This window comes from Ruegeria sp. CDSA020, from assembly GCF_059612345.1.
In genome coordinates this window covers 1-12,686 of sequence record NZ_JBXWQK010000011.1, presented here as the reverse complement: position 1 = coordinate 12,686, position 12,686 = coordinate 1, and the positions used below count along the sequence as shown (strand labels likewise).

Genomic DNA, 12,686 nt, shown 5'->3' with positions numbered 1-12,686 from the left:
GTGAGCACGTCCGCACTCTCCTCTGTTGAACACCATGATACTGCCATCGTTCACGCCTCTTGCGTCGCGGTAGCAGACCGTGCTGTTTTGATCGTGGGGCCTTCGGGCACCGGGAAGTCAGCGCTGTCTTTGCAGATGATGGCGTTGGGGGCCGATCTGGTCGCGGACGATCGGGTTCGGTTGTATATGGATGGCAATCTCGCCCTGGCAGAGGCGGCTCCAAATATCGGTGGACTGATCGAGGCAAGAGGTCTTGGCCTGTTGCGGGCAGTCTCGGTTGGGCCGGTGCCGGTTGGCTTTGTGGTGGACATGGCGCAAGAAGAACCCGAGCGCCTGCCAGAACCCCGTTCAATTCTTATCCTGAGGCAAACTGTTCCCTTGCTTCGGGGCGCTGGCGTCTCCAATTTACCAGCAGCGCTCTTGCTACTGATGAAAAACGGGTGTGCAGACCCGGAATGGCCCAATCAATGACGACCCAAAGACGCATCGTACTTGTCACCGGCCCATCCGGCGCAGGCCGGTCCACCGCAATCCGTGTGTTAGAGGATCTGGGGTTCGAGGCCATCGACAACCTTCCCATGGGTCTTTTGCTGCGTCTATTAGACGGGCCAAAAACCGACCGTCCCATGGCGCTGGGTATTGATGCGCGCAACCGCGATTTTTCCACGATTGGCGTCATCGAATTGCTGGCTAAGCTTCGGTGGATGGAACAGGTTGACCTGACCACGCTTTATCTCGATTGTAGCGATGAAGTCCTTCTGCGTCGGTATTCGGAAACCCGCAGACGTCACCCGGTGTCTGCGGATGCCAGCCCTGAAACCGGAGTGCGCCAGGAAAAAGAGTCGCTGGCCCCAATTCGTGAACTTGCAGATACGTTGATCGACACCACGCCACTGAATGTTCACCAACTGCGCGAAGAGGTTGAGCGCTGGTTTGCACCTCAGGGTGGGCGGCATCTGGCGGTAACCATCGAATCATTTTCCTATAAGCGTGGCTTGCCTCGCGGATTGGATATGGTCTTTGACTGCCGTTTTCTCACCAACCCGTACTGGCGTCCCGAGCTACGGGCCGAAGATGGTCGCAATTCGGATGTGGCGAGCTATATTCAAACCGACGCGAACTATGCGCCTTTCTTCGAAAGGGTGGTTGACCTGCTGACTTTGTTGTTGCCCGCCTACCGGGCCGAGGGCAAAGCCTACCTGTCCGTGGCCTTTGGCTGTACCGGAGGGCAACACAGATCGGTTGCAATGGCCGAAGCGGTTGCAAAGGCCCTTGCAGAAGGGGGGCAGCAAGTGGCAATTAGGCATCGCGAAATGGAAAGACGATCGTTGAATGTGAGGCCGGATTGATCGGGATCGTACTCGTAGCACATGGTGGGCTGGCCAAAGAATATTTGGCCGCGATGCAGCATGTGGTCGGCAATCAGCCCGGCCTGGCCGCGATCTCGATCGAGGCCGATCATGATCGCGAAGCGAAGCAATCGGAAATCTGTGCGGCCGCCGACAGTGTTGATGTTGGTGACGGTGTTGTCGTCGTGACCGATCTGTTTGGCGGAAGCCCGTCGAATCTCAGCCTGCGTGCCTGCGCGCCGCAGGATCGCCGTATCCTTTACGGCGCAAATCTTCCCATGTTGATAAAACTGGCCAAATCCCGCCACCTGCCGATTGGCGAAGCCGTGCGGCAGGCAATGGAAGCTGGACGTAAGTATATCAATGCGCAAAATGTGACGTTTGACGAGAACCGGACAGATAAAGAATGACCACCCGAAGCTTGAAAATTATCAATGAAAAGGGCCTGCATGCCCGTGCCTCGGCCAAGCTGGTCGAGTTGGTAGAAGGGTTCGACGCTCAGGCCGAGGTGTCGAAAGATGGGCTTTCCGCATCCGGCGACAGCATTATGGGTCTTTTGATGTTGGCAGCGTCTCGCGGAACGACTATTGACGTCGAGACGTCCGGACCGGATGCTGAGGCGTTGGCTGATGCGTTGGAGACTCTGGTGAACGACAAGTTCGGAGAAGGTTTCTGACCGCACCCGCCGTGATACGAAGAACGGGATAACCAGGAATTGGCGGAAACAACGCACGAGACCAAGACAGGCCCGGTGGTGGATGGGACCAAGGACCAGGGCGAGATCTATGATCGTAAGACCCTGACCTACGCAAACTCGTTCGACGACCCTTGGACTGCAACAGCGATCCGCACCATTGAATGGTGTACGGGTAAGTTGACCATTTTGGGTATGGTTAACAAGTTCGAGAAGCAGAATGAACAATTCCGCGGCCAACGGTTCTGGGCAGGTGCGCTTAACATAATGGGCATCGACCTGACCACGCCAGAGGAACAGATCGCGCGTATTCCGAAAACGGGGCCCGTGGTCGTCGTAGCCAACCATCCCCATGGCATGGTCGACGGCATGATTCTGGCAGAGCTGATCGGCAGGGTCCGCAGCGACTATCGGATCTTGACCCGTTCGGTTCTGACAGGTTTGGACGAGGCGGCGACGTCGTTCATGATTCCGGTGCCCTTCCCGCACGATCCCGAGGCACAGGCCAAGATGCTTGAGATGCGCGGCAATGCGATGGAGCATCTAAAAAACGGGGGCGTTGTGGCCTTGTTCCCTTCAGGCGTCGTGATGTCTTCGGATGACTGGTTCGGGCCGGTGATCGAGCGTGAGTGGAACGTGTTCACGGCCAAAATGATCCGTAGATCCGGCGCGCAGGTCCTGCCGATCTTTTTCCCTGGCAGGAATTCGCGTGCCTACCAGATCGCCAACAAGCTTTCTGCGATTCTGCGCCAGGGTTTGTTGCTGCACGAGATCGTTCGATCCTGCAACAAACCGCAATCCCCGGTGATCGGAGAACCGATCTCGGATGAGGATATGCAGCTGCTGGAACGAGATCCGCGCGGCTTTATGGCTTGGCTCAGAAAACACACGCTGGGTCTGGGGCAGGCAACCAAGCTCTGACCTGCAATTTCACCTGATCAGGACAATCTCGTGGCTGCGCCCGGATGAATTCCGGGCGGTGGCCTTTACCGGGTCGGCACTGGGGCATCGCCCCGATAGTCATAAAAACCACGCTGCGTTTTACGTCCCAGCCAGCCCGCTTCGACATATTTAGTCAACAGCGGACAAGGGCGATATTTGGTATCGGCTAATCCATCATGCAGCACGTTCATAATGGCCAAACAGGTGTCCAGGCCGATAAAGTCAGCGAGTTCTAGCGGTCCCATCGGGTGGTTTGCGCCCAATTTCATCGATTGGTCAATCGACTGAACATTCCCCACGCCTTCATACAGGGTGTATACGGCCTCGTTGATCATCGGCATCAGGATGCGGTTGACAATGAAAGCCGGGAAATCTTCGGCGCTGGCGGCGGTTTTGCCCAGGCGGTCTACAACGGCCTTACAGGCAGCAAATGTTGGTTGATCCGTAGCAATGCCCCGGATCAGTTCAACCAGTTGCATCACCGGAACTGGGTTCATGAAGTGAAAACCCATAAAGCGTTCGGGCCGGTCTGTTCGGCTCGCCAGACGTGTGATCGAAATAGATGACGTATTTGACGTCAGGATTGTATGCGGTTGCAGATGTGGCAGCAAACTTTCGAAAATGGCTTGTTTGACGGTCTCACGCTCGGTTGCGGCCTCGATCACCAGGTCAGTCTGGCCCAGCTTTGGCAGCTCCATTGTAGTCGTGATGCGTTTCAGCGCGGATTGCATCTCCTCATCCGAAATTTTTCCGCGCGATGCCTGGCGCGCCATATTTCCTTCAATCGTCGCCATGGCGCTGTTCAGCGCGTCCTGGCTAACGTCGTTCAGCAGAACGTCATATTCCGCCAAAGCCAGTACGTGGGCGATACCATTGCCCATTTGGCCTGCGCCAATCACTCCGACTGATTTTACATCCATTTTTTGATGCCTCTGTGCCACGGGGTAGGATGACACTATCGGCAGATCGGGGCGGGCGGCAAGGGGATCAGACCGTTCGACTTTGCTTCAAATGCGCACATTAGGAGATTCTCAAGACTTGCGGCTGCAAGATGGCATCCGGGTGAAAATTGGGTGAGTGATATGAGCTATCATCAAGCTGGCTCGGGGCGACTCGAGCATGAGGTGTGCCAATACGGTGAATCACGATTGTGGTTTCGTGGGCCAATGCGTTCGCTGGAGACGTCATTTGTGGCCTGCGCAGGTGGGACCGAAACATTCGGGCGATTCGTCGAGCAGCCATTCGCGGCAGTTCTCGAAGAGAGGTTGGACAGACGATGCCTGAATTTCGGAAGTCTTTTTTGCGGCGTAGATGCGCTGTGCGATGACACGGAGTTGAGGGGTTTACTGAACCAAGCAGAGCTCTGCTTGGTGCAGCTTAGCGACATATTGGGGCAGTCCAATCGATTCTACCGGGTTCATCCCCGACGCAACGACCGTTTTCTGGCTCCGACAGAGGATCTGAAATCTCTCTATCCCGAGATCGACTTTGCTGATGTCCATTTCGTACATCACCTGATGATTTTGTTGCAGGGCCGCAATGATGCGCGGTTCGAGGCAATCGCAGAAGAGCTGCGACGGAATTGGATCGACCGCATTGGGGGGCTTGTTGAGGCGCTTGAAGCGCCTGTTGTCTTGTTGAATTTGCAGGTCCTGCGTGAGGCAGAAAGTGATCAGCCCAAGCACGGTGCTGATATTCGGATCACGCCACAGATGATCGAGGCCCTGCGCCCTCTCAGCGCCGAGATCGTTGAGGTGACGGTCAGCGTGTCGGGGCAGTCCGATGAGCTTGAAGATATGCTGTTTGGAACACTGCAACAGCCCATGGCGGAACATATGATAGGTCCTGCGGCACACAGGTCGATTGCTGACGCCTTGGTCGGTCCGATCAGAAACCTGCAATGAAAAGGGCCCGCCGATGGCGGGCCCAATGCAAGATTCTTCGTGGAAAAGTCTAGCCCGTTGATCAGCCGAGTTTCTCGGTCAGTTCCGGAACGGCCTGGAACAGGTCGGCGACCAGACCGTAATCGGCAACCTGGAAGATCGGCGCTTCTTCGTCTTTGTTGATCGCCACGATGATTTTCGAGTCTTTCATACCTGCCAGATGCTGAATCGCACCCGAGATGCCGACAGCGACATACAGATCCGGGGCAACAACCTTGCCGGTCTGACCCACCTGCCAATCGTTCGGAGCATAGCCCGAGTCGACTGCGGCGCGCGATGCGCCAACTGCGGCCCCCAGCTTGTCAGCGAGACCTTCGATCAGCTTGAAGTCCTCTTCAGAACCGACACCACGGCCACCCGACACAACAACGCCAGCCGAAGTCAGCTCGGGGCGGTCGCTTGTAGCTACCTTGTCTTCGACCCAGGACGATAGGCCGGGGTTCTCGCCGACCGAGATGGTCTCAACGGCTGCCGAGCCATCTTCGCCCGCAGCATCAAAACTTGCGGTTCGGAAAGTGACGACTTTTTTGGCGTCCACAGATTTGACGGTCTGGATCGCGTTGCCCGCATAGATTGGGCGTTCGAAGGTCGAGCCGTCGACGACACCGGACGCGTCCGAGATGACCATGACGTCCAGCAGCGCGGCAACGCGCGGCATAACGTTCTTGGCATCGGTGGTGGCGGGGGCAACGATGTGCTCATAACCATCAGCAAGACCTACGATCAGCGCAGCAGTGGATTCTGCCAGGCGATGGCCCAGCGATTCGTCCTCGGCGACCAGAACCTTTGAGACGCCGGTGATCTTGGCGGCAGCTTCACCGGCAGCAGCAGCGGAACCGCCTGCGGCCAGAACGGTTACATCACCCAGTGCCTTTGCTGCGTTTACAGCTTTGGCGGTTGCGTCCAGCGCCAGTTCACCATTGTTGACTTCGGCGAGAAGAAGAACAGCCATTACACAGCCCCCGCTTCTTTGAGTTTCGCGACAAGCTCGTCTACCGAGCCGACGATGATGCCAGCGGCACGTGCCTGTGGTTCTTCGGTTTTGACGACTTCCAGGCGCGGCGAGACGTCGACGCCGTAATCAGCGGCGGTTTTCTCGTCCAACGGCTTTTTCTTCGCCTTCATGATATTGGGCAGCGACGCGTAACGGGGCTCGTTCAGGCGCAGGTCCACGGTCACGATTGTCGGCATTTTGACGCTGATGGTTTGCATGCCACCATCGACTTCGCGAGTGATCTTTGCGCTGTCGCCGTCGATGTCGATGTCGGACGCAAAGGTGCCTTGTGACCAGCCCAAAAGTGCTGACAACATCTGACCAGTTGCATTCATGTCGTTGTCGATAGACTGCTTGCCGCAAAGAACGATACCGGGCTGCTCTTCCTCGACCACTTTGGCCAGGATCTTGGCAACGGCCAGGGGTTCGATGTCCTGGTGGACATCATCTGCAGCAATGACCAGGATGGCACGGTCCGCGCCCATGGCCAGCGCAGTGCGCAGTGTTTCCTGGGCTTGTTTTACGCCGATAGAAACAACGACGACTTCGTCTGCCTTGCCGGCTTCTTTCAGACGGATTGCCTCTTCGACAGAAATTTCGTCGAACGGGTTCATCGACATTTTGACATTGGCGAGATCGACACCGCTGCCATCCGCTTTGACGCGAACTTTAACGTTATAGTCAATCACGCGTTTGACAGGCACGAGTACCTTCATTTTGCGCTAGCTCCTCACAAAAAACGGCAAGCCGCGTCGCGACTCCACCAATGTTCATGAGGGCTTGAATAGCGATTCAATTCAGGCGGCAACAGGGCAAAATCGTCACGTCATCTGCAACGGACGTCGCGTTTTGCTATTTTTGACGTGACCAAGCACCACACACCCACCCAAAAGGCAGGAAGCTATCGGTTTGCGCCCGCCCGTCGGACCGGGGCTTCGCCCTTCCGGTCGCCGCCGCGTCCACTGGACGCAACGCCGCTTTCAGCGGTTCGCGCCCGGAACCCACAGAACATCTTCGGTTCCGTTTTCATTGGCACAACGGGCTGCGACGAAGAACCAGTCGCTCAGACGGTTCAGGTACTTGACTGCGGTTTCGTTGACCGGCTCCATGTTGGTCAGCTCAACCGCAAGCCGTTCGGCCCGGCGAGATACGGTTCGACATACATGCAGATGTGCCGCAAGACGCGAGCCACCGGGCAGGATGAAACTGCGCAGCGGTTCCAAGGCTTCGTTCATCGCGTCGATTTCAACCTCGAGCCGGTCAATCTGCGAGGGCACGATGCGCAGAGGCGGATAGTCTGCTTCGGCATCCTTTTCCATATCGGGACGACAGAAATCTGCGCCCAGATCAAACAGGTCATTCTGAATGCGCGCGAGTGCAGCTTCGACATCCCCCTCTGCCTCGGTCCGGGCGACGCCGACAAAGGCGTTCAACTCGTCCACGGTGCCATAAGCGGTCACGCGGCCCGAGTATTTGGCGACGCGTTCGCCATTGCCGAGTGCGGTTTTGCCATCATCACCGGTGCGGGTGTAAATCTTGTTCAATACGACCATTTACTGACCTCCCTGACCGCGCAGCCAGACGTAAAGCACGATCAGAATCACGGCGATGAACTGAAACAGGATACGCAGGCGCATATACTTGTTGCTTTTCAGTGCCGCGTCCCTGCCGCTTTTGCCGAAATTCGAGATGCCAAGCGCCAATACGACGACAACCGCCGCCATGGCCAAAAGCAAAATGACCATCATTAGGTCCATGAGTACACCGTCCGCGTTTCTGTTTGCCTAGGGCTATCATCTAGCCCCGTGCGTGCCAAAAGCGAACGGGTTATTTCGCCTCAGACCCCTGCAAGGATGCGGTCAATCGCACGTGTCGACAGGATGCGGCGCAAACAACCGGCGATAAATGTAGGTGTTGTCACATAGTATCGGGGGCGCGGGCGCTTGGATTCTACGGCGTGGGCCAGCTTGGTCGTAACCGCTGATGCGGGCAGTTCAAACCGATCCGGCCCCGACGATTCATACAGTCTTTTCAACAAAGAGGACTCATAACGCTCGCGCAGGGCCGAGTTTTGCCAGTTGATGAACCGCTCGAAGAACGGGATTGAGTTTTCGCGGATTTTAGATGTGATCGGGCCGGGTTCGATCAAAATGACCTTGATCCCCGTATCAGCCAGTTCCAGGCGCAGTGTATCCGTCAGCCCTTCGATTGCATATTTCGTGGCCACATAGGCGCCGCGCCACGGATAGGCCACCAGACCCAGCACCGAAGAGTTCTGAACGATTCGCCCGTGTCCTTGACTGCGCATAATCGGGATGACCTGCCTGGTCAGTTCGTGCCAGCCAAAGAAGTTCGCCTCGAAAATCTGACGCAGGCCTTCGGTCGGCAGGTCCTCGACCGCGCCGGGCAGGCCATGTGCGCCATTGTTGAACAGCGCGTCCAGGGTGCCTCCGGTGGCCTCCAACACTTCGTTCAAACCCGAGGATATGCTGGCCGTGTCGGTATAATCAATGCGCGGGCTTTCAAACCCCTGCGCCCGCAACCGGTCGCAATCGCGCTGTTGTTTGCACGAGGCAAACACGCGCCAACCCCGCGCGCGCATCCCATGCGCCGCATCCAGTCCGATGCCCGATGAGCAGCCAGTAATTAAAATGGTCTTCTGCATGATTTTCCCGATTCTGAACCAGCCCAAGCTAGGGTGCACAGAGTATGGGAACAATCATTGCTCCACGTCAGTCTGGTGTTTTTCTGACCAAAGAGGTCGAAATCCACCCCACCTGTTGCTGCGGCAACACGCGCAGTCGCAACCATCCGGTGCCCGAGTCACTTAGCACCTCGACCTTCTGGCCGATGCGCGCTTTGCCAACAATCGGGTAGATCGTTCCAGGGCCGTCACGCATGTTCACGCGGGTCCCGGAGATTTCCCGGATATCTTTCCTGGGTTCAGGCTGGGCGGCGGGTTCAGGCTGCACGTCCTTGGTGATTTGCTTCAGGCCAGTCACACCGTCTTCCAGAGACGCAAGCGTGATGCTGGCAGTCTGATCGTCAAACACCGAAAGCGCGTTGAAAGTGTCCAGACTGGCGGGTTCTGCGACAATCGCTGCGACTGCTGGCTGGGGATCAATCGGGCGCTCGCGCACGACCGGCGAGCGCATAGCGACATTTGTCACAAGCTCTTTTGCCGGAGACGGTGCTACGGTTTTGGGGGCCGCTTTCGAGGCGACTCGCACAGGCTGTTCCGATCGCACACCGCGCGGCTCGAAATTAGGCCCGCCACTCATGACGTAAAAGCACCAGCCAAGTGCAGCGAAACTCATTACAATCAGGCGCGTCATGGCGCATCCCCCGGTCGATCAATCAAAACAAAAAAAGGCAGCAGACTAATGTCAGACATCCTAGCATAATTCGCGACCCAAGTCGAAAAACGGGGGAAATCGGGGGGTTGCCTCCCCCTGTTGCAAAAAGCGCCACTTGTCCCCAATAAAATATGTCTTGCTTGCTTTACCCGCGCGCCCTTGCGTCGTATCACATCATCTATGAATGATACGATCGACGACCCCAATATGGTGGCCCCCGAAAACGGGGGCGAAGTAGCCGAACCGCTGCGCCGCGCGATTGGTGAACGTTATCTGACCTATGCGCTGTCCACCATCATGCACCGGGCCTTGCCCGATGCACGGGATGGTTTGAAGCCGGTGCATCGGCGAATCCTCTATGCGATGCGCGAGTTGCGACTCAGTGCAACGGGCGGGTTCCGTAAGTCGGCGAAAATCTCGGGCGATGTGATGGGTAACTATCACCCGCACGGCGATGCCGCGATTTATGACGCGATGGCGCGTTTGGCGCAGGATTTCAACGTGCGTTATCCGCTGGTCGACGGGCAGGGGAATTTCGGCAATATCGACGGCGATAACCCGGCGGCCTCTCGTTATACCGAGGCTCGGATGACCATCGTGGCCGAGGCTCTGCTTGAGGGTCTAAACGAGGATGCTGTCGATTTCCGTGACAACTATGACGGCACGCTGACCGAACCGGTGGTTCTGCCCGCGCAATTTCCGAATCTGCTGGCCAATGGCTCCAGCGGTATTGCGGTGGGCATGGCGACGAATATCCCGCCACATAACATCTCGGAACTGTGTGACGCCTGTTTGCATCTGATCAAGACGCCGGATGCGCGCGACGATACGCTTCTGAACTACGTGCCCGGACCGGATTTCCCAACCGGCGGCGTAATCGTTGAACCGCCTGCGAATATCGCGCAGGCCTATCGCACCGGGCGCGGGTCATTCCGCCTGCGCTGTAAGTTCGAGGTCGAGGATCTGGGCCGCGGTCAGTGGCAGATCGTCGTCACCGAGATTCCCTATCAGGTTCAGAAATCGAAGCTGATCGAAAAGATCGCCGAGCTGATTCAGACCAAGAAAATCCCGATCCTTGGCGACGTTCGTGACGAATCCGCCGATGACATCCGCCTGATCCTTGAGCCGCGTTCCAAGAATGTGGACCCCGAGGTTCTGATGGGCATGCTCTATCGCAACTCGGACCTTGAGGTGCGGTTCAGCCTGAACATGAACGTGCTGATCGACGGGGTGACACCCAAAGTCTGCTCGATGAAAGAAGTGCTTCGCGCCTTCCTTGATCACCGGCAAGAGGTTCTGCTGCGCCGGTCGCGCCACCGGATGGCCAAGATCGACCATCGGCTGGAGGTGTTGGAGGGCTTTATCGTTGCCTTCCTGAATCTTGACCGCGTGATCGACATTATCCGCTATGACGATGACCCCAAGGCTGCGCTGATGCGCGAAGACTGGGGCATCGACCATGTCCGCGCCACCAATGAGGCCGACTATGTCTCGCCCACACGGGGCGAGGGCGAGCTGTCCGAGGTCCAGGTCGACGCAATTCTTAACATGCGTCTGCGCAGCTTGCGTCGTCTGGAAGAGATGGAGCTGGTTCGCGAACGCGATGAGCTGATGTTGGAACGTGCCAATCTCGAAGATCTTCTAGCCGACGAAAGCCTGCAATGGGCCAGCATCGCCGAGCAGTTGAAAGAGACCAAGAAAACGTTCGGCAAGGATTATGAGGGCGGCGCGCGTCGCACCCAGTTTGCCGAAGCCGGTCAGGTCGAAGAGGTCCCGCTTGAGGCGATGATCGACCGCGAACCGATCACGGTTGTCTGCTCTCAGATGGGCTGGATTCGCGCCATGACCGGCCATATCGACCTGAACCGCGAGTTGAAGTTCAAGGATGGCGATGGGCCACGGTTTATCTTCCATGCGGAAACCACCGATCGGCTGCTGGTCTTTGCCTCGAACGGTCGATTCTATACGATCAGCGCCGCGAATCTGCCCGGCGGTCGGGGTATGGGCGAGCCGCTGCGCCTGATGGTCGACCTGCCGAATGAGGCGCAGATAATCGACATCCTGATCCACAAACCGGGGCGCAAGCTGCTGGTGGCCTCGGATGCGGGTAACGGCTTCACCGTGCCCGAGGATGACGTGCTGGCACAGACCCGAAACGGCAAACAGGTGCTGAACGTTAAAGGCGACGAAACAGCGATTATCTGTAAGGCGATCGAAGGTGACCACGTTGCAGTGGTTTCTCAGAACGGCAAGTTTCTGGTCTTCCCGACCGAGGAACTGCCTGAAATGACCCGCGGCAAGGGCGTTCGCCTGCAGAAATACAATATGGCGCGCGGGCGGCAGGGGACGCTGGAATTGGACGGCGGGCTGTCAGATATCACCACCTTCAACTGGGAAGAGGGCCTGAAATGGTCCATGGGTGGCGACAAGACCCGGCACGAGGCAGATCTTTCGCAATGGCTGGCCAAGCGTGCCAGCGTCGGGAAAAAGCCGCCATACGGCTTCCCGCGTGATTTTAAATTCTCCTGATCAGGCCCGGTCACAGAGGATTTATGCCGATACGGCTTGGCACAAGCCGTATCGGTGCGTTAGATCAAAGAAAAACAGGCCTATCGAGACGAGACATGTTGCGCATTTTGACACTGATCACCGGATTGGCCCTGATGGGCGCCTGCACCCAAACGCAGGTTTACGAAGAGCCTGAGTCGCTGGGCGAATTCAAGTTGCGGGTAAACTATGCCTTTGCCGATAAGGCGGTGCAGGGGCCGGTAAGCCGGGATGCGACGCCAGACGAATGGACTGCGGCCATTCAAAACGCGGTGGACATCCGCCTTGGGCGCTATACGGGCGCACAGGAATACGACATCGGAATCAGCCTCGAGGGCTACATGCTGGCCCCTCCCGGCATTCCGGTGATCTATAACCCCAAGAGCACTGCGATTGTTCTGGTCAACGTTTATGACGTGAACAAGAAAGAGTTTCTTGCCAAAGGTAAGCAATTCCAGGTGCTGGAAGACACAACCGGCGGCAGTGCCCTGAAAGGGTCGGGCCATGAACGGACGAAACAAGAGCAAATGAACGGGCTGGCTCTGAAAGTTGCGGACCGAGTCGAAGAATGGTTGGCCGAGGAACATTTGGAAAACGGTTGGTTCGACCGGCGTCCCGAACTGATCCAGCCACTCGATTCAGGTGAAGCAACGCAAAATCCGGCTTAAAGAACGGCATTTCCCGCAGGATGTGCTTGATTTTCTCCTTTGAACCCAATATCTCGCGCGCGCAGATGTAACCACGGGACCAAGGGTCCCCCAAAGCACAAAAGGGCGCCTGAGGAATGGCAAAGGAAAAGTTTGAGCGTAATAAGCCGCACGTCAACATTGGCACGATTGGGCACGTTGACCACGGCAAGAC

At 57.1% G+C, this 12,686-nt stretch carries 15 protein-coding genes; 8 read left to right on the top strand and 7 right to left on the bottom strand.

The features are described 5' to 3' along the window. Genes AC2FJW_RS17175 through AC2FJW_RS17155 form a run of 5 tightly spaced genes read left to right on the top strand, consistent with a single transcriptional unit; the run spans position 1 to position 2,964 of the window. Positions 1–471, top strand: a complete 471-nt coding sequence (locus tag AC2FJW_RS17175) for an HPr kinase/phosphorylase (RefSeq protein WP_496707234.1) — start codon at positions 1–3, stop codon at positions 469–471. After that, complete coding sequence (rapZ, locus tag AC2FJW_RS17170) at positions 468–1,349, top strand: RNase adapter RapZ (protein WP_496698411.1); 882 nt, start codon at positions 468–470, stop codon at positions 1,347–1,349. The genes AC2FJW_RS17175 and rapZ overlap by 4 nt, the downstream gene beginning before the upstream one ends. Continuing rightward, the gene (locus AC2FJW_RS17165; RefSeq protein WP_142639275.1) at positions 1,346–1,759 is read left to right on the top strand and encodes a PTS sugar transporter subunit IIA; all 414 of its coding nucleotides are present in this window, start codon (positions 1,346–1,348) and stop codon (positions 1,757–1,759) included. The genes rapZ and AC2FJW_RS17165 overlap by 4 nt, the downstream gene beginning before the upstream one ends. Then, positions 1,756–2,025, top strand: a complete 270-nt coding sequence (locus AC2FJW_RS17160; RefSeq protein WP_142639277.1) for an HPr family phosphocarrier protein — start codon at positions 1,756–1,758, stop codon at positions 2,023–2,025. The genes AC2FJW_RS17165 and AC2FJW_RS17160 overlap by 4 nt, the downstream gene beginning before the upstream one ends. Before the next feature lie 39 nt (positions 2,026–2,064). Then, positions 2,065–2,964, top strand: a complete 900-nt coding sequence (locus AC2FJW_RS17155; RefSeq protein ID WP_271951305.1) for a lysophospholipid acyltransferase family protein — start codon at positions 2,065–2,067, stop codon at positions 2,962–2,964. Between the two features lie 65 nt (positions 2,965–3,029). Here AC2FJW_RS17155 and AC2FJW_RS17150 read toward each other — a convergent pair whose 3' ends face one another. Then, a complete protein-coding gene (locus AC2FJW_RS17150; protein WP_496709635.1) occupies positions 3,030–3,905 on the bottom strand; it encodes a 3-hydroxybutyryl-CoA dehydrogenase in 876 nt (291 codons plus the stop codon). A gap of 162 nt (positions 3,906–4,067) precedes the next feature. On the opposite strand from AC2FJW_RS17150, the gene AC2FJW_RS17145 reads away from it, so the two are divergent. Next, complete coding sequence (locus AC2FJW_RS17145; protein ID WP_496750785.1) at positions 4,068–4,889, top strand: DUF6473 family protein; 822 nt, start codon at positions 4,068–4,070, stop codon at positions 4,887–4,889. Between the two features lie 61 nt (positions 4,890–4,950). Here AC2FJW_RS17145 and AC2FJW_RS17140 read toward each other — a convergent pair whose 3' ends face one another. The 6 genes from AC2FJW_RS17140 to AC2FJW_RS17115 all read right to left on the bottom strand — a co-directional run bounded on the left by AC2FJW_RS17140 (position 4,951) and on the right by AC2FJW_RS17115 (position 9,257). After that, positions 4,951–5,880 carry an electron transfer flavoprotein subunit alpha/FixB family protein gene (locus tag AC2FJW_RS17140; protein ID WP_142639283.1) on the bottom strand — a complete coding sequence of 310 codons (930 nt, stop codon included), beginning with the start codon at positions 5,878–5,880 and terminating at the stop codon, positions 4,951–4,953. Continuing rightward, on the bottom strand, positions 5,880–6,638 hold the full coding sequence (locus tag AC2FJW_RS17135; protein WP_271951297.1) for an electron transfer flavoprotein subunit beta/FixA family protein: 759 nt from the start codon (positions 6,636–6,638) through the stop codon (positions 5,880–5,882). The genes AC2FJW_RS17140 and AC2FJW_RS17135 overlap by 1 nt, the downstream gene beginning before the upstream one ends. Before the next feature lie 264 nt (positions 6,639–6,902). Next, positions 6,903–7,475, bottom strand: coding sequence for a cob(I)yrinic acid a,c-diamide adenosyltransferase (locus tag AC2FJW_RS17130; protein ID WP_496750783.1), 573 nt, complete (start codon positions 7,473–7,475; stop codon positions 6,903–6,905). Then, entirely contained in the window at positions 7,476–7,679 is a 204-nt protein-coding gene (locus tag AC2FJW_RS17125; protein WP_142639289.1) for a twin transmembrane helix small protein, read from the bottom strand. Positions 7,680–7,759: 80 nt separating this feature from the next. Next, positions 7,760–8,587: an SDR family NAD(P)-dependent oxidoreductase gene (locus AC2FJW_RS17120; RefSeq protein ID WP_271951289.1), complete on the bottom strand. Its 828-nt coding sequence runs from the start codon at positions 8,585–8,587 to the stop codon at positions 7,760–7,762. 67 nt (positions 8,588–8,654) lie between these two features. Then, on the bottom strand, positions 8,655–9,257 hold the full coding sequence (locus AC2FJW_RS17115) for an SH3 domain-containing protein (RefSeq protein WP_246097307.1): 603 nt from the start codon (positions 9,255–9,257) through the stop codon (positions 8,655–8,657). A 201-nt stretch (positions 9,258–9,458) separates the two neighbouring features. On the opposite strand from AC2FJW_RS17115, the gene parC reads away from it, so the two are divergent. Then, positions 9,459–11,807, top strand: a complete 2,349-nt coding sequence (gene parC, locus AC2FJW_RS17110) for a DNA topoisomerase IV subunit A (RefSeq protein ID WP_496702993.1) — start codon at positions 9,459–9,461, stop codon at positions 11,805–11,807. Between the two features lie 95 nt (positions 11,808–11,902). Next, positions 11,903–12,493: a hypothetical protein gene (locus AC2FJW_RS17105; RefSeq protein WP_496750781.1), complete on the top strand. Its 591-nt coding sequence runs from the start codon at positions 11,903–11,905 to the stop codon at positions 12,491–12,493. The last annotated feature ends 193 nt before the right edge of the window (positions 12,494–12,686 follow it).

Coding starts and splice junctions, on each gene's coding strand:
- rapZ (WP_496698411.1), top strand. CDS start 468: ATGACGACCCAAAGACGCATCGTACTTGTCACCGGCCCATCCGGCGCA.
- AC2FJW_RS17160 (WP_142639277.1), top strand. CDS start 1,756: ATGACCACCCGAAGCTTGAAAATTATCAATGAAAAGGGCCTGCATGCC.
- AC2FJW_RS17150 (WP_496709635.1), bottom strand. CDS start 3,905: ATGGATGTAAAATCAGTCGGAGTGATTGGCGCAGGCCAAATGGGCAAT.
- AC2FJW_RS17145 (WP_496750785.1), top strand. CDS start 4,068: ATGAGCTATCATCAAGCTGGCTCGGGGCGACTCGAGCATGAGGTGTGC.
- AC2FJW_RS17140 (WP_142639283.1), bottom strand. CDS start 5,880: ATGGCTGTTCTTCTTCTCGCCGAAGTCAACAATGGTGAACTGGCGCTG.
- AC2FJW_RS17135 (WP_271951297.1), bottom strand. CDS start 6,638: ATGAAGGTACTCGTGCCTGTCAAACGCGTGATTGACTATAACGTTAAA.
- AC2FJW_RS17130 (WP_496750783.1), bottom strand. CDS start 7,475: ATGGTCGTATTGAACAAGATTTACACCCGCACCGGTGATGATGGCAAA.
- AC2FJW_RS17125 (WP_142639289.1), bottom strand. CDS start 7,679: ATGGACCTAATGATGGTCATTTTGCTTTTGGCCATGGCGGCGGTTGTC.
- AC2FJW_RS17120 (WP_271951289.1), bottom strand. CDS start 8,587: ATGCAGAAGACCATTTTAATTACTGGCTGCTCATCGGGCATCGGACTG.
- AC2FJW_RS17115 (WP_246097307.1), bottom strand. CDS start 9,257: ATGACGCGCCTGATTGTAATGAGTTTCGCTGCACTTGGCTGGTGCTTT.
- parC (WP_496702993.1), top strand. CDS start 9,459: ATGAATGATACGATCGACGACCCCAATATGGTGGCCCCCGAAAACGGG.
- AC2FJW_RS17105 (WP_496750781.1), top strand. CDS start 11,903: ATGTTGCGCATTTTGACACTGATCACCGGATTGGCCCTGATGGGCGCC.